Origin of the sequence: Streptomyces sp. NPDC101132, assembly GCF_044759225.1 — a bacterium.
GTDB lineage: Bacteria > Actinomycetota > Actinomycetes > Streptomycetales > Streptomycetaceae > Streptomyces.
Genome location: NZ_JBIVYX010000019.1, coordinates 58,381 through 81,476, shown reverse-complemented (window position 1 = coordinate 81,476; position 23,096 = coordinate 58,381). Strand labels below are relative to the sequence as shown.

The 23,096-nt window shown below is 75.2% G+C and carries 18 protein-coding genes; 5 read left to right on the top strand and 13 right to left on the bottom strand.

The genetic code is table 11. The features are described from left to right. Window positions 1-75 precede the first annotated feature (75 nt). Complete coding sequence (locus ACIQUR_RS32150; RefSeq protein ID WP_403672087.1) at window positions 76-990, top strand: LysR substrate-binding domain-containing protein; 915 nt, start codon at window positions 76-78, stop codon at window positions 988-990. 270 nt (window positions 991-1,260) lie between these two features. On the opposite strand, the gene ACIQUR_RS32145 is transcribed toward ACIQUR_RS32150, so the two are convergent. Both ACIQUR_RS32145 and ACIQUR_RS32140 read right to left on the bottom strand, forming a co-directional pair. Next, the gene (locus ACIQUR_RS32145) at window positions 1,261-1,896 is read right to left on the bottom strand and encodes a TetR family transcriptional regulator (RefSeq protein ID WP_403672084.1); all 636 of its coding nucleotides are present in this window, start codon (window positions 1,894-1,896) and stop codon (window positions 1,261-1,263) included. A 143-nt stretch (window positions 1,897-2,039) separates the two neighbouring features. Continuing rightward, window positions 2,040-3,668 (bottom strand): right-handed parallel beta-helix repeat-containing protein, encoded by a 1,629-nt coding sequence (locus tag ACIQUR_RS32140; RefSeq protein ID WP_403672081.1) that lies wholly within the window; start codon window positions 3,666-3,668, stop codon window positions 2,040-2,042. 633 nt (window positions 3,669-4,301) lie between these two features. On the opposite strand from ACIQUR_RS32140, the gene ACIQUR_RS32135 reads away from it, so the two are divergent. After that, window positions 4,302-4,919, top strand: coding sequence for a response regulator transcription factor (locus tag ACIQUR_RS32135; RefSeq protein WP_403672079.1), 618 nt, complete (start codon window positions 4,302-4,304; stop codon window positions 4,917-4,919). A 28-nt stretch (window positions 4,920-4,947) separates the two neighbouring features. Here the strand turns inward: ACIQUR_RS32135 and ACIQUR_RS32130 are convergent, their stop codons facing one another. From ACIQUR_RS32130 to lanKC, 4 genes are all read right to left on the bottom strand, one after another. Continuing rightward, the gene (locus tag ACIQUR_RS32130; RefSeq protein WP_403672076.1) at window positions 4,948-6,837 is read right to left on the bottom strand and encodes an ATP-binding cassette domain-containing protein; all 1,890 of its coding nucleotides are present in this window, start codon (window positions 6,835-6,837) and stop codon (window positions 4,948-4,950) included. A 35-nt stretch (window positions 6,838-6,872) separates the two neighbouring features. After that, window positions 6,873-8,663 carry an ATP-binding cassette domain-containing protein gene (locus ACIQUR_RS32125; RefSeq protein WP_403672072.1) on the bottom strand — a complete coding sequence of 597 codons (1,791 nt, stop codon included), beginning with the start codon at window positions 8,661-8,663 and terminating at the stop codon, window positions 6,873-6,875. A gap of 69 nt (window positions 8,664-8,732) precedes the next feature. Next, the gene (locus ACIQUR_RS32120; RefSeq protein WP_403672069.1) at window positions 8,733-8,870 is read right to left on the bottom strand and encodes a SapB/AmfS family lanthipeptide; all 138 of its coding nucleotides are present in this window, start codon (window positions 8,868-8,870) and stop codon (window positions 8,733-8,735) included. Window positions 8,871-8,882: 12 nt separating this feature from the next. After that, window positions 8,883-11,615 (bottom strand): class III lanthionine synthetase LanKC, encoded by a 2,733-nt coding sequence (gene lanKC, locus ACIQUR_RS32115; protein WP_403672066.1) that lies wholly within the window; start codon window positions 11,613-11,615, stop codon window positions 8,883-8,885. A gap of 461 nt (window positions 11,616-12,076) precedes the next feature. Here lanKC and ACIQUR_RS32110 point away from each other — a divergent pair, with 461 nt between their 5' ends. The 3 genes from ACIQUR_RS32110 to ACIQUR_RS32100 all read left to right on the top strand — a co-directional run bounded on the left by ACIQUR_RS32110 (window position 12,077) and on the right by ACIQUR_RS32100 (window position 16,461). After that, the gene (locus ACIQUR_RS32110; RefSeq protein ID WP_403672063.1) at window positions 12,077-12,502 is read left to right on the top strand and encodes a subtilase-type protease inhibitor; all 426 of its coding nucleotides are present in this window, start codon (window positions 12,077-12,079) and stop codon (window positions 12,500-12,502) included. A 147-nt stretch (window positions 12,503-12,649) separates the two neighbouring features. Next, on the top strand, window positions 12,650-15,358 hold the full coding sequence (locus ACIQUR_RS32105) for a helix-turn-helix transcriptional regulator (RefSeq protein WP_403672060.1): 2,709 nt from the start codon (window positions 12,650-12,652) through the stop codon (window positions 15,356-15,358). Between the two features lie 134 nt (window positions 15,359-15,492). Next, window positions 15,493-16,461 carry a helix-turn-helix domain-containing protein gene (locus ACIQUR_RS32100; RefSeq protein ID WP_403672310.1) on the top strand — a complete coding sequence of 323 codons (969 nt, stop codon included), beginning with the start codon at window positions 15,493-15,495 and terminating at the stop codon, window positions 16,459-16,461. 54 nt (window positions 16,462-16,515) lie between these two features. Here ACIQUR_RS32100 and ACIQUR_RS32095 read toward each other — a convergent pair whose 3' ends face one another. From ACIQUR_RS32095 to ACIQUR_RS32065, 7 genes are all read right to left on the bottom strand, one after another. Next, window positions 16,516-17,229, bottom strand: a complete 714-nt coding sequence (locus ACIQUR_RS32095; RefSeq protein ID WP_403672057.1) for a GPR1/FUN34/YaaH family transporter — start codon at window positions 17,227-17,229, stop codon at window positions 16,516-16,518. An 18-nt stretch (window positions 17,230-17,247) separates the two neighbouring features. After that, window positions 17,248-19,158 (bottom strand): amidohydrolase, encoded by a 1,911-nt coding sequence (locus ACIQUR_RS32090; protein ID WP_403672054.1) that lies wholly within the window; start codon window positions 19,156-19,158, stop codon window positions 17,248-17,250. A 223-nt stretch (window positions 19,159-19,381) separates the two neighbouring features. Continuing rightward, window positions 19,382-20,209 (bottom strand): alpha/beta fold hydrolase, encoded by an 828-nt coding sequence (locus ACIQUR_RS32085; RefSeq protein WP_403672051.1) that lies wholly within the window; start codon window positions 20,207-20,209, stop codon window positions 19,382-19,384. Between the two features lie 109 nt (window positions 20,210-20,318). Beyond that, on the bottom strand, window positions 20,319-20,807 hold the full coding sequence (locus ACIQUR_RS32080; protein ID WP_403672048.1) for a DoxX family protein: 489 nt from the start codon (window positions 20,805-20,807) through the stop codon (window positions 20,319-20,321). Window positions 20,808-20,812: 5 nt separating this feature from the next. Further along, window positions 20,813-21,475 carry a hydrolase gene (locus ACIQUR_RS32075; protein WP_403672046.1) on the bottom strand — a complete coding sequence of 221 codons (663 nt, stop codon included), beginning with the start codon at window positions 21,473-21,475 and terminating at the stop codon, window positions 20,813-20,815. A 266-nt stretch (window positions 21,476-21,741) separates the two neighbouring features. Then, window positions 21,742-22,005: a phosphopantetheine-binding protein gene (locus tag ACIQUR_RS32070; RefSeq protein ID WP_403672043.1), complete on the bottom strand. Its 264-nt coding sequence runs from the start codon at window positions 22,003-22,005 to the stop codon at window positions 21,742-21,744. A gap of 64 nt (window positions 22,006-22,069) precedes the next feature. Then, entirely contained in the window at window positions 22,070-23,065 is a 996-nt protein-coding gene (locus ACIQUR_RS32065; RefSeq protein WP_403672040.1) for a beta-ketoacyl-ACP synthase III, read from the bottom strand. Window positions 23,066-23,096: the final 31 nt, after the last annotated feature.

The following is a 23,096-nucleotide window of genomic DNA, read 5'->3' as shown; positions in this document are numbered from 1 at the left end:
TCGTCCCGCACGTCGAAGGTAGGCCGCCCGATCATTAACAACAAGTGCATGCTTGGCACTTGTAGGCTTACTCTCATGCAACTGGATCTGAACCTGCTCACCGCCCTGGACGCGCTGCTGGAAGAGGGCAGCGTCGCCGGCGCGGCAGCACGCCTCCACGTCACCGCACCGGCGATGAGCCGCTCGCTGGGCCGCATCCGCAAGGCCACCGGCGACCAGATCCTGGTCCGCACCGGCCGCAGCATGGTCCCCACCACCCGCGCGCTGGCCATGCGGGCCCAGGTCCACGAACTCGTGCAACAGGCCCACCACCTGCTTTCCGCACAGCAGGAACTCGACCTGGCGGCTCTGGACCGGGTGTTCACCGTGCGCTGGCACGACGCCCTGACCGCGGCCTGCGGCGCCGCCCTGATCACCGGCGTCCACCGACAGGCCCCCGGCGTCCGGCTGCGCCTGTCCGCCGAACCCGGGACCGACGACGCCGAGCTGCGCCGGGGTGAGGTCGACCTCGAATCCAGCTCCAGCCCTCCCACGCTGCCCGACATCCGCCACCGCCTCGTCGGCAGTGACCGGCTGGTCGTGGCCGTCCGCCCGGGGCACCCGCTCGCCGAAGGTCCCTTGAGCCTCGAGCGCTACGCAGCCGCCGAACACCTCACCGTCTCGCGGCGCGGAAGCCTGCGTGACCCGATCGACGACGCCCTGACCACCCGCGGCCTCGAACGACGCGTCGTCGCCGCCGGGCCCACCGCCTCGTTCGCCCTGCAACTCGCCCTCAGCACCGACCTGGTCGTGACCCTCCCCGACGCGGTCACGCGCACGGCCCGCGAACGACTGGGCCTCGCCACCCTGCCGCCGCCGCTCCCGCTGCCCGACGTCCCCCTGTACCTGCTGTGGCACCAGCGCTACGACAACGACCGCGCCCACACCTGGCTGCGAGACCTGGCCACCGGAACCGTCCAGGCACTGGTCGCACCGGCGACCGCCACTTGACCACCCTCAGGCGCGCGGACGAGGCGGTGAGACCGGCCGGCGGCAAGGCGGCCGCCTGGCTGTGGGACAACGCGGGGGGCTTGCGCACCAGGTGCCGTGCGCGGGAGGTGAGGTACTCGGCGTGGCTCCCGGCGGGGTGTGGGTGGCGCGGCAGCCCGAACACGTCGTCACCGAGGTCCGTGGGATTCACCCCGCCGCGGCCACCCGGACGAGCACCTCGGCGGGCCCGGCCTGCGGCCGCGCCGCCTCCACCGAACACCGGCGTTCGGCTCACCGCAGCAGTTTCAGGGCCGCGGTCGCCAGTCTTTCCGCGGTGAGGTCCTGCTCGTCGGCCGGCAGGATGAGATGGCTGATGGTCATGCGGACGATGACGTCCGCGGCCATGTGGACGGAGTCGGTGTGCTGTTCCGGGTATCGCGTGGACAGCCAGTTCTGGACGAGGGTTTGACCGGCGTTGAAGATCGGGTCCGCCCGGGCGGTCAGGTAGGGGAGGAGGCTGTCGGAGCCTTTCCGGGCGGCGGTGATGACGGCCCGTACGAGGGGCTGACGGTCGGCCTCCTGGAGTACGTACACGATGGCCGCCCGGAGGCACGCGTGGGAGTCGGGCACGCCGGGATAGAGGGCGTCGGCCACACCCGCCAGGAACTCCTGGGCTTCCCGGACCACCAGCGCGCGGCCCAGGCCGGCGCGGTTGCCGAACTCCTTGTACACCGACGGGCGCGACACCTCGGCGCGGGCGGCGACGGCCACGAGGCTGACCTGGTCCCAGCCGGCTTCGCAGGTGAGGTCGCGAGCGGCGTTCAACACCCGCTGCCGCATCTGTTTGCGCCAGGCGACGCGCGGAGGGTCGGGAACCGACCCATCCGTGAGCGTCGCCGCTTCGCCGTGCGCTGCTGCCGTCGCCATGGTGGCCAGTCTGCCAGGGGGCCGCAGCCCGTTCGGGGACTCAGGCTCGTACGTCCGGGCCCGGCGGGCGCGCGGTGGTGCCGACCCTGGGGGGAGGGGCGGGCCGGCACCACGTCCTGGGCGCCCGTGGTGATCCGCAGGGATCAGGAGCGCTTGCGCCGCGCCGCGAAGAGGAGCCCGCCGCCGAGGGCGAGGACCACCGCCGCGATGCCGAGCGGGAGTGCGGGGTCGGAGCCGCCTGTCACCGCGAGCGGACCGCTTCCGCCGTGCGGCTTCAGCCCGGAGCCGCCGTCGGTGCCGTCGCCGGTCTGCACGCCCGGTGAGGCGGCGGGGTCACCGGCGGCGGACGGTCCGCTCGTGGCAGGGGAGTTCCCTTGCGGGGCGGGGGAGGAGGAGGCGTCGGCGGCACGGCCCGGGGCGTGGCCCGGGGCGCCGCTGCGCTGGGCGCCGAAGCCGTAGGCTCCCCGGTCGGGCGCCCCGCCGGTCCGGCGGGCTCCGGTGAAGTCGGTGGTGACGGCCGCGAACGGCGTACCCGTGCCGGCGGCGGGGGAGCCCTCGCTCAGCCGGAAGTCCGCGTCCGCCCCGGTGCCCGCCTTGATGAGCTTCGGATCGGCGATGACGTCGTGCGGGCCCCGGACCTCGGGGGCCTTGCCGCCGAAGTAGACGTTGTAGTCGTAGGTGACGTTCACGTTGCGGGACGTGCTGTTGGTCGCCTGGCCCGGCCGCCCGTACGCGATGTTGTTGAGCAGCCGCACGTCGGTGCTGTCGTGCGCGAAGATGTTGGCGTAGCTGTGCATGCGGGTGCTGCGCCCGTTCGCGAAGGCCGTGTTGTGGACGATGTCGACGTGCCGGCTCTTGTACGAGTGGATGCCGGAGCCGCCGTTGTCGTACGAGAGGTTGTTGGCGACCAGTACGCGCCCGCTGTAGGCGGGGTGATCGGCGTCGCCCTTGAGGGTGTCGACGATGATGCCGTTGCCGTCCGAGTAGCAGCCGCACTTCGCCCATTTGATCTTGGTCTCGTTGTCGTGGACGCGGTTGCCGGTGATGCGGATCTTGTACGTCCTGGCGTCGCCGCCCCCCACGTCGCGCGGGGTCAGGACGGAGATGCCGCTGGTTGCGTACACCGTGTACCAGGAGGTCCCGAACACGTGGTTGCCGGAGATGGTCACGTGGTCGGAGCCGATGGCCGATATGCCGCCGCCGGCGCAGCCGTGCACCTCGTTGCCGGTCACCTCCACGTGGTGCGACGGCGCGCCCGTGGAGCGGTCGCGTTCCACGGCGATGCAGTTCGTGTTGTAGGTGGGGTCGCCCTTCTTCGATTCCCGTTCTGCTCCGGCCAGGGTGAGGGCAGCGTTGTTTCCCTTGACCTCGAGGTTCTTGATGGAGATGTAGGAGGCGCCGAGGACGCTGATGCCGTTCCACGCTTTCACCGGGTGGATCACCGGATGGTGGCCGGGATGAGCGGTGAAGGTGATGGGGGCGCCGGGGCGGCCGGAGCGCTTGACGGTCAGCACGTTCGACCCCGCGGAAGGCTCGGAGTACGTGCCGTTCATGATCGAGACGGTGTCGCCCGGCCCGACGCGGTCCGCGGCCTTCTGGAGGGTGCGGAGGGGGGCTCGGGGCGACGTGCCCGGGTTGCTGTCGTTGCCGCCGGGGCTGACGAAGTACGTGCGGGCCGCGGCGTGTGCCGTACCGGCTGCCACGGCGAGGCCGAGCGGGACGGATGGGGCGAGCAGCGCTGTGGTCAGGGCGAGGGTGCTCGTGCGTATCACTGTTGCCTGGTCTCCCAGTCTGTTCCTGGCGAAGCGGCTGGTGCCCTCTGCGTCTGTGGCCGCGAGGAAAGGGCACGCGAAGGAGGCGTTCCGCCCGTGGTGTCGAGCCGGGACGCTGCGCGGGGCGGTGAAGCCGGGGGCGCTGCGCTCCAAGTCCGCTGTGAGGGGGGCGAGTTACGCGAGTGACAGTTTCAGACTCGAAAATCGAACGCAACCCTGGACTGTCTGTAAATGTTCTGACAAGCCGTCATGTCTCGTTTGCGGACCGCTCCATGGCCTTGGGCCAGGAGGAGGGGCAGTGGGTGAGATGCACGCGGTGCCGGATGTGCCGTCCACCGGCCACGCGCGGAGCCAGGGGGGAGCGGACGGCGCGGGGACGGGTGGCGCCGCACCGGTCCGCCGTGCCGCCATGCGACCGAAATCGGCCCTGCCGCTTCGAGGCGTCCACGCGCGTCCCACGGAGTCGCGGGCGCAGGCGCGGAGCGTGGCGTGGGGAGTGGCGGCGCGGCGGGTGGCCCGTCGAGGAGCGGTGTTCGGCCACGGTCGCCGGAACGGCCGGACAACGACGTTCTTCCGCTGCGGAGTTGGGCACGCGCTCTGGTGCCCAGCGATCACCTTCCGAGGAGAGCCCGGATGACCAAGGTCCTCGTCCTGCACAGCGTCAGCATCGTGAGGTCGGCCCTCGCCGCTCTGCTGAGATCCGAAGGCGGCTTCGACGTCACCTGTGCCGGCTGGCGGACCCACGCACGGCGGGGCGAGTCCTTACGCCCGGACGTGACCGTCGTCGACCTCGACTGTCCGGGCGCGTCGGCCGCCCTCCAGGACGGCACCGCCGCCACCGGCTGCGCCGGTCCGCTGCCCGAGCCGCCGCCCCCGCTGCTGGTGCTGGCCACGCCGGGGGCGCCCGGCTCCCTGCGCCGGGGTGTCCGGGCCGAGGCCCGCGGCTACGTGGACAAGGAGGGGTCGCCCGGCCGGCTGGTCCGGGCGGTGCGCAAGGTCGCCGCCGGGGAGCGGTTCGTCGACGCCTCCCTGGCGTCGGCCCTCCTCGACGCCGACGACGTGCCGCTGAGCCCGCGCGAACTGAGCGTGCTGGCCCGGGCCGCCGAGGGGGACTCCGTCGCGGAGATCGCGCGCGCCCTGCACCTCGCCAGCGGCACGGTGCGCAACTACATGGCCGCCGTGACGCGCAAGACCGGCGCCCGCAACCGGATAGACGCGATCCGGATCTCCCGGCAGGCCGGCTGGGTCTGACGCCTCCGGGCCCCGCGTACCGGTCCGTTCACCCCTGCCCGTCCCACCCTCCCACGAGGTCGCGGTACAGGGGCGAGCGGGCCGGGAGGTCGGCGTGCGTGCCGAGGACCGCGCGGGTCCCGTCGAGGACGAGGACCCGGTCCGCCCGCGCGGCGGAGGAGATGCGGTGGGCCACCACGACGAGGGTTCCCGGGCGGCGGGCGAGCGCCCGTTCCGCGCGCTCCTCGGCCTGGGCGTCGAGGTGGCAGGTGGCCTCGTCGAGCAGCAGGAGCGGCGCGGGGGAGAGGTACGCGGCCGCGAGGGCCAGCTGCTGGCGCTCGCCCTGGGACAGCCGGGACGGGTCGACCGGCGCGTCCGGGCCGCCCAGCCGGTCCACCAGCCCGTCCACGCCGAGGGCGGACAGGGCGCCTTCCAGCCGCTCGTCGGGCACCGGCTCCGGGGACAGGTGGCCGAGGTTCTCCCGGACGGAGCCCGTGAAGACGTAGGCCTGCTGCGGCAGCAGGGTCCGACGCGGGTCCGGGCCCCGGCCGGGCCGGTGGCCGGCCGGGGCACCTGCCAGCAGTACGGTGCCCCGGTCGGGCGGCAGGATCCCGGCCAGCAGCGCGGCGAGGGTGGACTTGCCGATGCCGCTCGGCCCCACGACGGCGAGGTGCTCCCCCTCGCGCAGGGCCAGGTCCAGGCCGTCGACCACGGGCTGCGCGTGGGGGCCGTACGCGAAGCGCACCCGGCGCAGCTCGGCCGCGGGAACCGGGACGCCGGCCAGCGCTCCCGGACGGGGCTCCCGTACCCCCGCGGTCCCCGGTGACGGAGGGGCCGGGTCCGTACGGGGGGTGCGCTCCGGCCACCTGGCCGTCGGCCGGGGCGGGCAGAAGCGGTCCAGCACCACCAGGAGCCGGGTCCCCGCAGCACCGAGGGCGCCCATGAGGGCGTCCAGCGCGGGCAGCAGCGACTGGACCAGGTAGGTGAGGGCGGCGGTCAGCGCGCCCGCGCTCAGCCCGCGCCCGAGCAGCCAGGGCGCCGCGAGCAGCAGCACGACGACGGGCAGCCGGCCCGCCACCCCGAGGGCCACGGTGCGGACGGCGGCCCAGCGGGCGAGCAGCCCGGTCAGCCGTTCCTGCTCGGCGACCAGCGATTCCAGGTGGCTGCCCGCCCGGGCCCCGCCTCCGCAGGCGATCACGTCCCGCAGGCCCGCGGCGAGTTCGCCGGCCCGCGCGGCCAGGGCCTCGTCGTTGTCCAGTGCCCGCCGCTGAACCCGCGCCATGGGGCGCAGGGTGACCAGGAAGCCGGCCGTCCCCAAGAGCAGCGGCGGCAGGACGAACAGCAGCAGCACCGGCGCGAGCGCGGCCATCCCGGCCAGTGCGCCCGCCGCGGTGAAGACGAAGGAACGGGCGACGAGGACCAGCCCGGCGAAGGAGTCGCGGGCCATCTCGGTCTGTTGGGTGAGGCGGGAGACGGCCCCCGAACGGGCGGCCCGCGCCGGATCGGCGGCGGCGCCCTCCAGCGCTTGTCGCACGGCCCGGCGGACCAGGCCGTCCCGCAGCGGTTCGACGAGGTCGGCGAGCCCCGCGAACACCCCCCGCAGGGCCGCCCCGCCCAGGAGGGCGCCGGCCCCGGCGACGGCGAGCCAGCCCAGGCCCGTTCCGGGCCGGGCGGCCAGGAAGCCGTCGTCGAGGGCGCGGGCCACCGCGTAGCCGCCGAGGAAGGTGTGGGCGGACTCCAGCAGGGACCACAGGGCGAGGGTGCCCAGCGTCCGGACCCGCCCGCGCAGGAAGCGCCGCCCCTCGGCGCCGACCCGCCCCCAGGCCCCGTGCCCGTCCACCGCAGCGCCGTACGCCTCCACCCCACCGCCTCCCGCGCTGCCGGCCTCGTACGCCTCCACCGCAACGTCTCCCGCCCTGCCGGCCTCGTACGCCTCCACCGCAACGTCTCCCGCCCTGCCGGCCCCGGACCCCTTCACCCCACCGCCTCCCGCGCCGCGGGTCCGCCGCCCGGCCCCTCGGCCCGCTCGGGGGGAGGTTCCGCGCCGGCCCCGAACACCGCGCGGTAGGCGGGGTCCCGCCACAGCCGGGCGTGCGTCCCGGTCGCCCGCACCCTGCCGTCGTCGAGCCATACGACGAGGTCCGCGCGGGCGGCGGTGGAGGCGCGGTGGGTGACGACGAGGCGCGTCCCCGCGCGCACCCCGTCCACCAGGGCCCGCTCCACCTCGCGGGCGGTCACGGTGTCCAGGCTGGAGGTGGCGTCGTCCAGCACGAGGAGACGGCCCGCGTGGCAGAACGCCCGTGCCAGCCCCAGCCGTTGCAGTTCCCCGCCGGACATCGGCGCGTCGGCGAGCGGTGTCCGGTAGCCGTCCGGCAGGCGGCGTACGAAGGTGTCGGCACCGGCTGCCCGGGCGGCGGCCCGCACGGCGTCCGGGCCGGGCTCCGGCGGCACGCCGAACGCGATGGCCGCCCCGACGCTGTCCCCGAACAGCGCCGGCCGCTCGAAGGCGTGGCCCACCTCCCGGCGCAGCGCTCCCTCGGTGAGTTCCTCGAGCGGGGTGCCGTCCAGCAGCACCCGGCCCGCGTCACAGGTCGTCAGGCGTCCGGCGACGGCGGCCAGCAGGGTCTTGCCGGAGCCCGAGCGGCCCACCACGGCGGTGGTGGCGCCGCCCGGAATCCGCAGGTCGACGTCGTGCAGGACGGTCCTGCCCGCCCGCTCGACGCGTACCCCGCGCAGTTCCAGGGTCCCGGGGCCGGCGGGGGCACGGCGCCGGTCGCCCCGCGGGAGCTCCGGCAGGTCGAGGAGGGCCGCCGTGCGGCGGGCCGCGGCCCGGCCGCGCACCACCGCGGCCAGCCGGCCCGTGACGGCGCCGACGCCGGCGGCGAGGCCCGCGTAGCGGACGGCGGCGAGCAGGCCGCCGACGCCGAGCGCCCCGGCCGCGAGCCGGAGGCCGCCCACCGCGAGGACCACGTACAGCAGGAGGGGCATCAGCGTGCCGGTACGGGCGGTGGCCGCGCCGTAGACGCGCCACATCTGCCGTCCTTCGCGGCCCAGTTCGGGCAGGTGCGCGAGGATCCGGGCGGCCTCCCGGTCCGCGGTGCCGGCAGCGGCGACGGTGCGGGCGCCGGCCAGGGCCTCGGCGAGGCGTCCGGCCATGGCGAGCTGCACCTCCTGGTACCGGCCCACGCTGGCCCCCGACGCGCGCGCGAACGTCCGCAGCAGCAGGGCCAGCAGGGGGAGTCCGACCAGGAAGGCCAGGCCGGTCCAGACGTCGACGAGGAACAGGGCGGCCAGTCCGCCGAGCGGCGGCAGCAGGGCCGTCGCGGTCGTGGCCGCGGCCGCGGGAACGGTTCCGGCGCCGGCGGCGTGCGCGGTGAACCGGGCCGCGACCTCCCCGGGGGCGTGGCGCTCCGCGTGGTGCGGCGCGGTGCCCAGCAGCGCCGCGAGCCCGCGGCGGCGCAGCCAGGCGGCGGAGCGGGCGTCGACGCTGCCGGTGAGCCGCGTGGTCAGGGCGTCGAGCAGCACTTCCGCCAGGGTCAACGCCGCGCACAGCAGGGCCCACCGGGTGCCGGCCGGGTCGCGGCGCAGGAGCAGGTCGAGGCAGTGGCCGAGGACGGCGGGTTCGGCGAGGGCGGCGCAGGCGGCGGCCAGCGAGCAGCCGAACACGGCGGCGGTCCGGCCGGCGCTGTGCCGCGCGGCCGCCCTCAGCGCCCGGTCGGCACTGCGGGCGGCCGCCGCCCCGCCGGGGTCGTCGGTCGGGGTCATCGGCGGCGGTTCCTCCAGGACGGGGTGCGGGCCCGGGCGGCATGCCGCCCGGGCCCGGAAGGGACCTGATCAGTTACAGGTGGTGATGCTCAGGCTGCTGTCGCCGCACAGGAGCAGGCTGGCGCGGCTGCCTCCGCCGGTGAGGTGCGCGGCCTCGGTGGTCTCTTCCTTGGGGGTTTCCATCGACTGCAGGTCGAGAAGGGTCATGACTGATTCCTCTCATTCGCCGGGGTGTTCCGATGGGTTACGGCCCCCCCGGTGGGGGACCGGCTCTGGGGCCGCCGCGGAGCGCGGCGGCGGGAGGAACGGCAGGTGCGCCCGGCCGCCGGTCGCGGCGCTGCCGAGGGCGAGCAGCACGCCGGCGGTGCCGGTGGAGAGGTCCATGGACAGGCGCATCATCTGCTCGCCGGGGAAGGCGAGTCGTCCCTGGTACGGCACCGCGTGGCGGGCCAGGGCCCCGATCTGCCGGGCGATGTCGTCCGCCCCGGTGCCGGGGCCGGGCGTGGTGGTCCGGGACAGGTGCAGGATCATGCCCGCGGCTCCGCGGAAGAGACCGGGCTGGGCGTAGAAGGTCGCCTGGGCGGCCTGGACGATTCCGGTCCGCGCCTCCTCGAAGCGGTCGTCCGCCGCGTGCTCCAGCCAGTCGTCCAGCACCATCCCGATACCGACGCTGCCGGCGCCGAGATAGGGCATGGTCCGCCAGCCCTCGTCCACTTGGAGGGTGCCGAAGGCGCTCGTCACGCAGCGGTCCAGGTCCCGGTGCAGGAAGTGGGCGGCCCGCCGGAGCAGTTCGGGGTCGCCGGTGCGCTCGTACAGGCGCAGGTGGAGCAGGGCGATGCCGCTGTGGCCGTGGAGCAGCCCCGCCCGCTTCAGCCCGGCGGCGGCTTCGGACGCCAGGTCGGCGCAGCGCAGGGCGGCGCCGTGCAGGGCGCTCTCCCCGGTGGCCGTGCCGAGGGCGTCCAGGGCGAGCCCGATGCCGGCGAGGCCGCTGTGCAGGTCGGGCCCGGCGGACTGCCACGGCTGGTCGAGGAGGCGTTCCGCGAGGGCGGCCGCGCGGTCGCGGTGGTCGAGCCGGTCGTGGGTCCAGGCCAGCCCGGCGAGGCCGTCGTAGAAGCCCAGCGGAGTGCCGGAGGCCGGGTCCTTCGTCCGGTCCAGCAGCCATTCCTCGGCTTCGGGCCAGGGCGCGGCCCCCGTTTCGGCGAGCGCGTACAGGACGCCGGCGGCTCCGTGGCCGAAGGCGACTCCGCCGCCGGCGGTGGAGAACTGCGCCGGGTCCCCCGGAAGGAGCCGGTCCTCGCGGTCGGGGGTGGCCGCGGCGTGCAGGGCCGCCGTCATGGAGGCGCGGGCGGCCGGCCAGTCACCCGGATCGGCCGGCAGGTAGGGCCGGGCCGCAGCGGGTGACGCCCCACCGGGAACGGCCGCGGGTCCGGTTCCTGACCGGGCCGCGACGGGTCCGGCTCCGGTGCGGGTCCCCCCTTCGGCCGCGGAGCCGGACCCGCCGCCCCCCGCGGCCCCGGCGGAGGCGTGGGCGTCGGCGTCGGCGAGGATCTCCCGTACGGCCTCGTCGAGGAAGGACCGGGGCACGGGGAACTGCTCCGCCGCGACGTCCGCGAGGTGCGCGGCCTTCGCCCGGTCCAGCACGAGCAGGCTCGTCAGCGGCAGGAACAGGGCGAGGCGGAGACAGGCCAGGGCGTAGCGGTCGACGGCTAAGCCACGCCGGTCGGGCGGTGCCACGTACGCCGGGTTGGCGACCGTCTGGCGCAGGCCCTCGTCGACGTGCGCGGCGGCCTCGAAGTCGAGGAGGGCGACGGACGGTTCGCCCGTGTCCGGGTCCTCCGCGACCATGATGTTGAAGAGGTGGAGGTCGTTGAAGACGATGCCGCGGGAGTGGACGGCTTCCACGGCCTCGGTCACCCGTGCGTGGATCTTCAGGGCCCAGTCGGTGTACGCGGCGAGTTCGGCGGGAGCGGGATCGGCCTCGATCAGCGGATGACGGCGGGCGAAGTACGTGTTGAGCGGCCTGCCTTCGAGGTACTGGAGCGCGAGGAAGTGGTGGTCGCCGACGGTGAACGCGCCGCGCACGGAGGGGACGCAGTCCAGCCCGTCGAGCTGCTCCAGGGCCCGGCGTTCCCGGTGCAGCCGCGTCACGGCGTCCGCCCCGTCGGCGGCGAGCCCGGCGAACGGGCGGCCCTCCTTGAGGACGACCGGCTCGCCCGTACGCGTGTCACGTCCCGCGTAGACCCCGCCGCCGTTGGAGAAGTGCAGGGCCCGCTCCACGGTGTACGGGACGCCCTCCAGGGTGACGGCCGAGCGGCGCTCCAGGTGGGGCCGCAGGAAGTCGGGGAGTCCGGCCCAGGGGGGCGGCTGGAACACCGGCCCCCGTGCGTCCGGCACCAGGCGGCCGTCGGGCGCCTCGACGGCAGGGACCAGCTCGCCGTCGTCGTCGTAGCAGTGCCGCAGGGTGAAGCTGCCGTAGCGCAGGTGGACCGGGCCGTCGTTCCAGCGCAGGTCGCTGAGGACGTACGGGCCGGGCTCGCCGGCCAGCAGGGCGTCGAGGTCCTCGGCGATGCGCCGGCAGGCGTCCGTGTCGGCGGGGTAGACGGTGAGGAACTTCCCGCTCGCCGCGCGGTCCGCGTACTTGGCGTTGCGCAGGTGGAGCAGGTACCGGCTGGGCACGAACTTGAAGGCGACGCCCCGCTCCACGCAGTAGGCGCGGACCTTGCCGAGGACCGCCTCCGCGTTGTCCAGACCGGCCGAGACGTGGATCTTCCAGCCCTGGGAGGGCAGGCGCAGCCCGACGGGGCGCAGGGCGAGCCAGTCGCCGCTGCGGTGCGAGGTCCACCCTTCGGGTACGGGGGCCAGGGCGGCCGGGAAGCTCTCGCCGGCCCGCCGGTACGGCGCGTCGTAGAACCAGCGGTCGGCGTCGCAGAACGCCGCGTGCCCCTTGTTCACTCCTGCTCCCTCGGTCGGTGACGCGGTCCAAGGTGTCACGCCGCGAAGACCCGACGACAGTCGTGTTTGTCACCGGCTCGACGTGCAGAACGCACGGGTGGCGCGGGCTCGGAACGGGCCCGGCCCGGTGGCCCGCACCGCCACGGCGAGCGGCCTCCGCCTCCGGCGACTCCCGCCCCCACCGCATCGATCCGGTCACCCTGGCGGGCCCTCCGGCGCACCGGACGCCGCCGCCACCAGCGCGGGGTACGCCCGCAGGGCGTGCCCCCGGCCGGGCCGGCCGGGGCCGCACCCGGTGGGAGCTGTGCGAACCCCGGGCTCATCCGGAGCCCGCGCCACCTGTCCACAAGTCGACCGTCGATGTGCGCGCCACCTTCGCACCTGTCAAGCTCGACGGAGATCCAAGCCCACATGCAAGATGTGGTGCGACTTCCACCTTCGAATCGAAAGCGAGTGTTGTCATGCGTCCCCGCTTAGCCGCAGTCTCCGCCGCCACCCTCCTCTGCCTCGCCGGCGCCACGGGCGCGGCCGAGGCGGCGCCCGCGAGCCTGTACGCCCCGTCCGCCGTGGTCCTCACCGTCACCGAGGGGGACGACGCGGCCGCGGGCACCGTCCTGCGGGCGACCGTCCTCAGCTGCGCCTACACGGCCGAGGGCACGCACCCCGATCCGCGAGCGGCGTGCGACGCCCTCGACGCCACCGGCGGCGAGCTCAACCGCCTCGTGTCCGCCCCGGCTTCGGACCGGGCCTGCCCGCTGTACTACGACCCCGTCACCGTCACGGCCGACGGCGTCTGGCGCGGCAGCCGCCTCGCGTGGAAGCACACGTTCTCCAACGGCTGCGCCATGTCCGCGGCCCTGAACGGCAACCCGCTCTACGCGTTCTGACGCACGACGGGCCCGCTCTTCGAGGTACCGATGCCGGTGTCGGGCGCGAGGACCGTGGTCACGTTCCGCTCCGTTAGGATCTTCTCTCTGCGGTGCGCCGGCGGAGAACGGCGTCCGGTCGTACAGGCGGTTTTCGGGAGCAGTGAGTTGATCGGTCGTCAGAAAGAGCGGGCGGCCGTGGTCGAAGCCCTCGCGCCCAGCGCTCCCGTTGCCTCGCTGCTGCTGCTCGGGGAGCCCGGAGTCGGGAAGACCACGCTGCTCGACGCCGCGGCCGACGAGGCCGCGGCCGCCGGAACCCGGGTGCTGCGGGTGCGGGGGAACGCGGCGGAGAGCGAACTCGCCTTCGCCGGGCTGCACCAGCTGCTGCTGCCGGTGCTCGACGGCGCGCAGGGCCTGCCGGTGCGGCAGCGGGCCGCCCTGCTGAGCGCGTTCGGCCTGGGTGACGACCAGGCGCCGCCGGACCTGATGATGACGAGCCTGGCGGTGCTGACGCTCGCCTCGCAGCTCGCCTCCGCACACCGGCTGCTGATCGTGGCCGACGACGTCCAGTGGCTCGACCGCGGCAGCTGCCAGGTACTCGGCTTCCTCGCGCGGCGGCTGGCAGGCGAGCCCATCGGGCTGCTCGTCGCGGCCCGTGGCACCCGCCGCCCCGACTGGCTCGACCCGGCCGTCGCGGAACTCGTGGTCCCGGCCCTCCCGCCGGCCGACGCCGCGGAGCTCCTGAGCGCGCAGCCCTGGACCCTGACCGGCCCGGCCCGCCGCCGGGTGCTCGACACGGCGGCAGGCAACCCCCTCGCCCTCGTCGAACTCGCCCGGCAGGCGGCGAGCGACGGCGGCGTGCCCGTGACGGGCCGGCTCCCCGTCACCGACCTGCTGGAGCGCACCTTCGCCGACCAGGTGGGTGCGCTGCCCGCGGCGTCCCGCGAGGCGCTGCTGCTCGCGGCGGCTGCGGAGGGCGCCTCCCTGGCGGCCGTCATGGCCGCGCTGCCGGAGGGCACGGACGTAGAGGTCTGGCAGCCGGCGGAACAGGCGGGGCTGGTCCGCCTGCACGCGGACCGCATCGACTTCCGCCACCCGCTGATCCGGTCCGCCGTCTACGGCGCCGCCCCCTTCGCCGTACGGCGGCGCGCCCATCTGGCGCTGGCCGACGCGCTCACGGGCGACCCCGACCGGCGGGCCTGGCAGCTGTCCGCGGCGACGGTCGCCCCCGACGCGTCGGTGGCGGAGGCCCTGGAGGGCACGGCGATGCGGGCGGTGGCACGCGGCGCGATGGCGGAGGCGGTCGCGGGTCTTGAGCGGGCCGCGGAGCTGGGCACGGACCCGGCGGACCGGACGCGCCGCCTCGCGACGGCGGCGTATGCCTCGGTTCTGGCGGGCGACCTCGGGCAGGCCGAAGCGCTCGCCTCGCGGGCCCTCGAAGCCAACCGCGATCCGGCGGCCACGGGGTGGATCTCGGGGCTCAGCGGGCTCGTCGCCATGCTGACGATGCGCATGGACCGGGCCTTCGCGCTGGTCGACGCGGACGGGCTGATGCACCCCGCGGCGATCGGGGCCGGCGTGTCCACCATCGCGACCGGCATCGCCTACCACTCGGGCTCCCCCGCCCAGCGGGACCGGCTGCGGACCCTGCTGGAGCTGCGCGACGACCGGGCGGTCGCCGACCACCCGTTCCACCTGTGGGACCTCGGTGTGACCGATCCGTTCCGGCACGGGGCCGCGATACGCGACCGGCTGCCCGCCCTTGCCGCGGCACCCGGCCGGCTCCCCACCGAACTCCACACCCTCGGCGTGCTGGCGCTGGTGCTCGACGAGACCGAAACGGCGGTCAGCCTGCTCGGCGAGCTGGTGAACCCGCAGTGGGAGGACGCGGACGCCTTCCACGCTGGGATGACCGCCGCCGACCTGGCCTGGGCGAACCTGGACGGCGGCCGGTGGGCGGACGCCCGGCTCGGTGCCGAACGGCTCGCGGCCCGGTTCGCGGAGGGCGACCACACCCTCGGCTCGGTACGGGCGGCCGCGGTCCTGGCGACCCTGGACGCCCTCACCGGCGAGCCCGAGCGCGCACTGCGGCACGCGGCAGCGGCACTGGCGGTGACCGAACCGGCCGGCGTCCTGGGGACCGTCGTACGGGCCCGCCGCGCCGCGGGCCTGGCGGCCACCGCCCTCGGCGACCACGCCACCGCCCACCGGCACCTGCGCGCCCTCTTCGACGCCACGGGCGCCCCGCTGCACCCCCACCTGTCCTGCTACGCGGTCGCCGACCACGCCGCCGCGGCCGTCCTCACCGGCCGCGCCGACGAGGCCCGTACCGTGCTGGAGCGGGTGTCCTGCGAGGTCGGCGACGGAGCATCGGCGCGGCTGCGGCAGGCCATGAACCGGGCCGCCGCCCTGCTGGCCGGGCCGGAGGACGCCGACGGCCTGTTCGCCGCGGCCCTGGGCGACCCCACCGGACGGAGGTGGCCCTTCGAACGGGCCCAGGCCTGGCTGGACCGCGGCGAATGGCTGCGCCGGCAGCGCCGGATCGCCGAGGCCCGCGAGGCGTTGACGACGGCGCGGGAGATCTTCGACGGGCTGGGCGCCGTCCACTGGAGCGCACGGGCCGAAGCGGAGCTGCGGGCCGCCGGCGTCGCCGTCGAGTCGGCGCGGCACAGCGCCCTGCGGTCCCTCACGCCGCAGCGGCAGCGGATCGTCCGGCTCGCCGCCCAGGGGCTGACGAACCGCGAGATCGGGGAACGGCTGTTCCTGTCCCCCCGTACCGTGGGCACCCACCTCTACCAGGCATTCCCGGTGCTGGGCGTCACCTCCCGCAGCCAACTGCGCGACGTGGTGGAGCAGGACGCGGGGCCGGGCCGCTGACGGGGCCGGCGGCACCGGGCGCCGGCCCGGCGCCGGCGTGACGCGCACGAGGCAAGTCACCTGACGGATGGCACGGGCGCGCGGTGCTCCGAGAGTGGGAGCACATCCAGCACGCCCCGTCCTCCGGAGTCACGTTGTCCCTGGTCACCACCACCGCCGCCGTGTCCGCAACCGAGCGCACCGACTACTGGCACAGCCTGGTGTCCGGTACGTTCGTCCCGCTCGACGTCACCCTGCACGAGCCGGAGCCGACGGTCGGCACGATCGTCAGCGAGCAGGTCGGGCGCCTGCAGATCTCCGAGGTGGGGGCCGGCCCGCAGACCGTCGTCCGCAGCCCGCGCCGCATCGCGCAGGGCGGGGGACAGTTCGTCACCCTCACCCTCCAGCACGCCGGCACCGCGCGGCTCACCCAGCACGGGCGGCAGGCACTGGTCGTTCCGGGCACGTTCACGTGCTCGGACGCCGGCCGGCCGTACCGCCGGGAGCAGCCGGACCGCTTCCGGTTCACCGCGTTCCGCGTGCCCAAGGAGGACATCGGGGTCTCGGACGACGACCTCAGGTCCGTGACGGGGACCCTGTTCGACGGCCGGACCGGAACGGCCGGGGTGCTCGCCGGATACCTCGCCGGGCTGGCCGGACAGGCGTCCGGGCTGGACCCCGACACCGGCCACCGGCTCGCGCTGACCGCCGCGGACCTGCTCGCCGTGCTGGTCCGGGAGCGCCAGGGCCGGCCGGAACCGCAGGCGCCCGAGGCGGCAGCCGCCACGCTGGCCCGGGTGAAGGCGTACGCCCGCCGGCACCTGGCGGACCCGGGCCTGACACCGCAGCGGATCGCGGCGGCGCACCACGTTTCGGTGCGCTACCTGCACCGGCTCTTCGAGGCCGAGGGGACGTCCGTGCGACGGTGGGTCCAGCGGGAGCGGCTCGACCGGTGCCGGCGCGACCTGGCGTGCCGCGCGGGCGCCACGACGACGGTGTCGGCGGTCGCGCAGCGGTGGGGCTTCGTCAGCCCCTCCCACTTCAGCCGGGCCTTCCGCACCGCGTACGGGATGTCGCCCCGGGAGTGGCAGGCGGTGTCCCGGGCCGCCGCGGGCCCGGCCTGAGCGCGCCGCGGTGCCGGGCACAACCGGGGAAACGTCCCTCCCTGCGGCGGGTGCTCACAGGGTGCGGCGCACTCCGGCCTGCCGTTCCAGGTTGCGCAACTGGACGGCGAGGTCGCCCTCGACCGCGTGGTGGGCCGGGCCGCTGCGGCCGATCGGCAGGACCTCTTCGCTGCGCATGTCCTCCAGCATCAGGGCGAAGGCCGCGTAGCCCGCCGCGACGGCCACCACCAGGCCGAGCGCGCCCGCGGTACGGGTGAGCGCCTCGGCGCCGGTCAGCCCTCCGAGGCCGGTGGCGGCCCACCGGGGCAGCGAGGCGACGATGACGGCCCACAGCGCCCGTTTGGGGCGCGTGACGGCGGCCATGAGCGCCCCCAGGGCCAGGAAGGCCAGGTTGAACACGCCCAGCACCCGGGCCCCGCCGGCCGCGCCGGTGCCCGTCACCAGGGCGTACGCGAGCCAGCTGCCGGCGAAGACGCCCATCAGGGTGGCCGCGACGACGTCGCGTGCGGCGAAGGCGAGGATGCTCACCAGGAACTGCAGGGCGAACGCCGGCAGGACGCAGAGGGCCACGGCGCGGCGCTCCGCCGCGTCGAACACCCCCAGTTGCAGGCAGCCGGTCATGACGGAGGCGATGGCCACGGTGAAGAAGCCCAGCGGCATCGGGGAGGCCATCGGACGCAGGTTGATCCGGGTCATGGCGCGCAGGTCGGCTTCGAAGCGCCGCCCCGAACCGCTGCCGCCGTGCTCGCCGGCGGGTTCCGTACTCATCCGCGGGTCCTTTCCGGGTCAGTGCGCGAAGCAGGGGTCGACGGGGGCGGTTCCGGCCGGAGGGAGGGTGCCGCGGTCGGCGCGCCACCGGCGGTGTTCCTCGGACTCGGCGACCGCCTCGGCCATGGCGTCGGCCTGGCGGGCGCCGGCCGACCGGTAGCCACCGAAGCGGGATACGGGGCTCCACTCGGGGACGACCGGCGGCAGGGGCTCGTCGAGGCCCTCGTACTCGGCGGCGGCGTGGACGATCCGGCCCCCGACCACGGTGAGCACGGACTCGATGCCGGGGATGGCGGCCTCGGGGACCGTGAAGTAGTCGGCGGACAGCACGGCGAGGTCGGCGAGGAAGCCCTCGCGCAGCATGCCCTTGGTGCCGTCCTCGCCGGTCAGGCGGGCGCCTCCGCGGGTGTACAGCTCCAGTGCGGTCTGCCGGTCGAGGAGGTTCGCGGCCGGGTACAGGGGCGTGCCGCCCACGGTGCGTCCGGTGACCAGCCAGTGCAGCGAGACCCAGGGGTTGTACGAGGAGACGCGGGTGGCGTCGGTGCCGGCGGCGACGGTCAGCCCGCGGTCCAGCATGGCGCGGACGGGCGGGGTGCGGGAGGCGGCCCCGGCGCCGTACCGCTCCAGGAAGGCGGTGCCCTGGAAGGACATCCGGTTCTGTACGGACAGGGCGCCGCCGAGGGCGGCGATCCGGTCGAGGCTGTCGTCCGAGACGGTTTCGGCGTGGTCGAAGAGCCACCGGCCGCCGGCGGGGAAGAGCCCCTCGGCGGCGAGTTTCTCGAAGACGGCGAGGTCGCGGCGGATGGTCTCGTCGTAGGTGGCGTGCAGCCGGAAGCCCCAGCCGTGCTCGGCCAGGATGCGGACGGCCTGCTCGAACTCCGCCTCGTAGCCGGGGGCGAGTTCGGGGCGCGGTTCGGAGAAGTTCTCGAAGTCGGCGGCCGCCCAGGTGAGGTTCTCCCCGGCGCCGCCCAGCCGCAGCCACTCGTCGCCGTCGCCGGGCCGGACGGTCCGTGTCCAGCGGCGCAGGTCGGCGAGCTCCTGTCCGGCGGTCTGCGGGAAGAGGTGGTAGGTGATGCGCAGCGACAGCTCGCCGGAGCGGGCCAGGCCGACGACCGTGGCGTAGTCGTCGGGGAAGTTCTGGAACCCGCCGGCCGCGTCGACGGCCGAGGTGAGGCCGAAGCGGTTGAGCTCGCGCAGGAAGTGGCGGGTGGAGATCCGCTGTTCGTCGGGGTCCAGGGCGGGTGCCTTGGCGAGGGTGGAGTAGAGGAGCAGGGCGCTGGGCGCCGCGAGCAGCACCCCGGTCGGTTCGCCGTCGCGGCCGCGGACGATCTGGCCGCCGCGCGGGTCGGGGGTCCCCCGGTGGTAGCCGGCGGCTCGTACGGCGGCCCGGTTCATCAGGGCCGACTGGTACAGGTGCAGGACGAAGACGGGCGTGTCGGGCGCTGCCGCGTTGAGTTCGGCGACGGTCGGCATCCGGCGTTCGGCGAACTGTTCGGCGGTCCACCCTCCGACGACGCGGATCCACTGGCCCTTGGGAGTGCGGCCGGCCTGCTCGCGGAGCATCGCCAGGGCGGCGCGCAGGGTGGGCACGCCGTCCCAGCGCAGTTCCAGGACGTAGTTCAGGCCGCCGCGGATCACGTGCAGGTGGGAGTCGTTGAGCCCGGGGACGACCCGGCGGCCGAGGGCGTCGACGACCGTGGTCTGCGGTCCGGTGTGGGGGGCCAGGTCGTGGTCGTCGCCGAGGGCGAGGATCCGGCCGTCGCGGACGGCCAGCGCGGTCGCGGCGGGCCGGGCGGGGTCGCCGGTGTGGATCCTGGCGTTGCGCAGCAGGAGGTCGGCGGTGGCCGGGCCGCCGGTGCGGGCCGTCGGAACGATCCCGGCCACGGGCATGGCGGGGCCGGGGGTGCCCGGCGTCGTGGGCGGGTTCATGCGAGGGCCTCGCCGGGGGAGCGGACGGTGATCCGGGGTGCCGGAGCCGCGGGGTGCGCCACGGGGGGTTCCGGGAGGGCAACGGGGGCGAGCGGCATGGGGGCTCCTTGCTGCGCAGAGGGGCGGGGTCGGGTGGGTCGGCGGTCCGGCCGACAGCCGGTGCCGGGTGGGCGGGGCCGGCTCCGGGGGTGGGAGCCGGCCCCGCCGGTCAGGGCGTGACCGGTCAGTCCAGGAAGGACAGCAGGGCGGAGTTCACCTCGTCGGCGTGCGTCCACAGCAGGCCGTGCGGGCCACCGGGCACGATCGTCAGCTCGGCGCCGTCGATCAGCCGCGCGAGCGGGACCGCCGTGGCGTCGACGGGCAGGATGCGGTCGGCGTCGCCGTGGATGATCAGGGTCGGGACGTCGATCCGCGGCAGGTCCGCGCGGAAGTCGGTCAGCCAGGCCTGGACGCAGTCGAGGGTGCCCTTGGCGGAGGCGCCGACGGCGACGTTCCAACTGGCCTGGACGGCCTGCTCGCTGATGCGGTCGCGCAGGACGTCGGTGTTGTAGAAGTCCGCGAGGAACGAGGTCATGAACGCGAACCGGTCGGCGGTGATGGCCTCCTCGATCCCCTTGAAGACGCTTCCGTCGACGCCTCCGGGGTTGTCGTCGGTCTTGAGCAGGAACGGCGGGACCACGCCGATCACGACGGCCTTCGCGACGCGCTGGGAGCCGTAGGTGCCGAGGTAGCGGGTGACCTCGCCGCTGCCCATCGAGAAGCCGACGAGCACGGCGTCGCGCAGGTCCAGGGTGGTCAGGACGGCGTTCAGGTCGGCGGCGAACGTGTCGTAGTCGTACCCGTCCGCCGGCTGGTCGGAGCGGCCGAAGCCGCGCCGGTCGTACGTGATGACGCGGTTGCCGGCGGCGAGCAGCGCGGCCGTCTGCTTCTCCCAGGAGGCGCCGTTGAGGGGCCAGCCGTGGATCAGCACCACGGGCCGGCCGGTGCCGTGGTCCTCGTAGTGGAGGCGGACCGGGGCGGAGGTGCCTTCGGCGACGTCGATGTAGGGCATGGGTGTTCCTTCGGTACGGGTCCGGCCTCCGCCACGACGGGGAAGGAGGAACGGACGGTGGGTGGTGGGTGCGGCGGGCGGGGTACGCCGGCCGGCTCCGCCGGCGGCCCTAGGAGGCGGGCCGGTGCAGGACGAGTCGGGCGAGGAGGCCGCTGCCGATGCCGGCGGCGAGCACGGGGACCGTCCACCACAGCGGGTAGGGGGTGAGGCCGATCAGCCGGTCCAGCGACCAGGCACCGGGTCCGGTCGCAACCAGCGCGGCGGCGCTGACGATCAGGACCAGCGGGTACTCGTAGCCGTCGTCCTGGACCCACAGGCCGTGGGGCAGCTTCACGGTGAGGGCGACGGTCATGACCCCGATGGCCCCGGTCGCGGCGAGGGGCGTCAGGAGGCCGGCGGCCAGCAGCAGCCCCGAGCCGATCTGCCCGGCGCCCGCCGCGAGCGCGGTGAGGACGCCGCCGCGGAAGCCGTCGGCGCGGAACTCCTCGGCGCCGGCCGCCAGACCCCGGCCGCCGAGGTGCGCGCTGACCTTCTGCACTCCGTGGCCGGCGATCAGCAGCCCGACGAGCAGACGCAGGACGAGGAGGCCGGTGTCCACGGGGATCAGCCGGCGGCGTGCGCGCCGAGGATGCTCTGCGCGTACACGACCCCGAGGCCGTACGCACCCGCGTGCTCCTTGACGACCTCCATCACGGCGCCGTACGTCTCCTGCCGGGCCCAGTCGCGCTGGAGCTCCAGCAGCACCTGCACCCAGGTCACCGGAACGGCCCCGGCGGCCGTCATCCGGGCGACGGCGTGCTCGTGGGCGGCGGGGGTGACGCCGCCGGAGGCGTCGGTCACCACGTAGACCTCGTAGCCCTGCGCCAGCGCGGACAGCGCGGGCAGGACCAGGCAGACCTCCGTCCACAGCCCGGAGAGGACGATCTTCCGGCGGCCGGTGGCCCTGACCGCCTCGACCAGGGCCTCGTCCTCCCAGGCGTTCATGCTGGTGCGGTCGACGGGCTTGTGGTCGGGGAACACGGCGGCGAGCTGGGGCAGCAGGGGGCCGGAGAAGGACTCGGCCGCCACGGTGGTCAGGACGGTCGGCACGTCGAAGGCCCGGGCCGCCTTGGCCAGGCCCACGGTGCTGTTGATGATGGCGGCGCGGTCGCCGCTGCCGGTGCCGAAGAACATCTGCGGCTGGTGGTCGACGAAGACCATGACGGCGTTGTCAGGGGTGAGGAGGTCTGCGCTCGGGGCGGCCTGTACCTGGGTGACGTCGAACACGGGGGTCCCTTCTGGCGGGTGTGGATGCCGGATGCGCGCCGACGGCGGTCGGTCCCGCCCGGCTCGGCACACCCCGACGCTATGACCCTTTCCGCGCCCCGAGTTGACCCTCCGTGCCCGGTGCCTGGCCCGGGAGCGCACGGCCCCGCACAGGCCTGTGCCCGCGGCCGCGCCCCGGACTGCGCGCACGGGCAGCCCCCGGAGACTCCCTCATCCCGGCGTGGCTCCGCCGGTCGGCAAGACCGCGGAGCCGGCCGGGGATCAGGTCACGCCGAGGGCGTGGCCGCGGGGTGCGGCGAGTCCAGCGCGGCCAGTGCCTGCGCCGCCTCCCGGAGGGTCTGGTCGGGGTGCAGGACGCCTTCGGGCACCGGGGTGCCCAGCCGCTCCTCCAGGAGGAGGCCGAGTTCGACGAGGGCGAGGGAGTCGACGGCCGACTGTCCGAGGGGGGTGTGGGCGTCGGCGCTGCCGGGCGGGGTGTCGAACCTGGTCACCAGGGTGTCGATGAGAACGGCCAGGACGGCATCGGACATGGGGGAGCCTTTCGGGGAGGGGTGCTTGCGCTGCACGAGGCTGCGGTGCGGGGACGGGGAGTTCTCAGAGCCGAGGCAGGTCCGGCCAGGTGAGTGCGGCGGCGCCCCAGGTGGCTCCGCCGCCGAACGCGGTCAGGACGACGCGTTGGCCCTTCCGGAGCCGGCCCGTGTCGTGGCCGTGGGCCATGGCCAGGGGGATCGAGGCCGCGGCGGTGTTTCCGACACGGTCGATGTTGACCAGTGCGCGCTGCGCGGGCAGGCCGAGCCGCTCGGTGACGGCGTGCAGGATGCGGTTGTTGGCCTGGTGGCCGATGAGGTGGTCGATGTCCGCGACGCTCCAGCCGAGTTCGTCCAGCACGTTGCGCGTGGACTGCGTCATGTGCCGTACCGCCGCCCCGAACACCTGGGGACCCTGCATCCGGAAATACGGATCGTCCGGGCCGGCGTCGCCGTGGTCGGGTCCCGCGGCGCGCCCGCGCACGGTGATGAGGTCGGCCATGGTCCCGTCGCTGCCGAGGTGCACGGATTCCAAGGATCCCGGCTCGCCGGGTTCACCGGCCCGCAGCAGCACCGCGCCGGCGCCGTCTCCGAAGATGACGCCGGTGGTGCGGTCGGACGGGTCGAGGAGGGTGCTGAACGTCTCCGCACCGATCACGAGGGCCCGGCGGGCGGCCCCTGCCTGGACGGCCGTCGCCGCGGTGTGCAGTGCGTAGAGGAACCCGGTGCACACGGCCGAGACGTCGTAGGCGGCCACGCCCGTCAGCCCGAGCTTCGTGGCGACGGTGGGCGCGGTGGCCGGGCACGGCCGGTCCGGGGTGGTGGTGGCGACGACGACCAGGTCCGCCTGCTCCTCGCCGGCGTTCTCCAGGGCACGGCGCCCTGCCCGGGCCGCCAGGTCGCTGGTGGTCGTACCCGGGTCCACGTGGTGGCGCCGGGCGATGCCCGTACGGGCTCGGATCCATTCGTCGGTGGTGTCGAAACGCAGCGCCAGGTCGTGGTTGGTGACGACGCGCGGCGGGAGGTGTCCTGCGACGGCGGCGACGACCGCGGTCCGAATCATGGGGCGGGAAGCCTTCGCGTGGTGGGTGAAC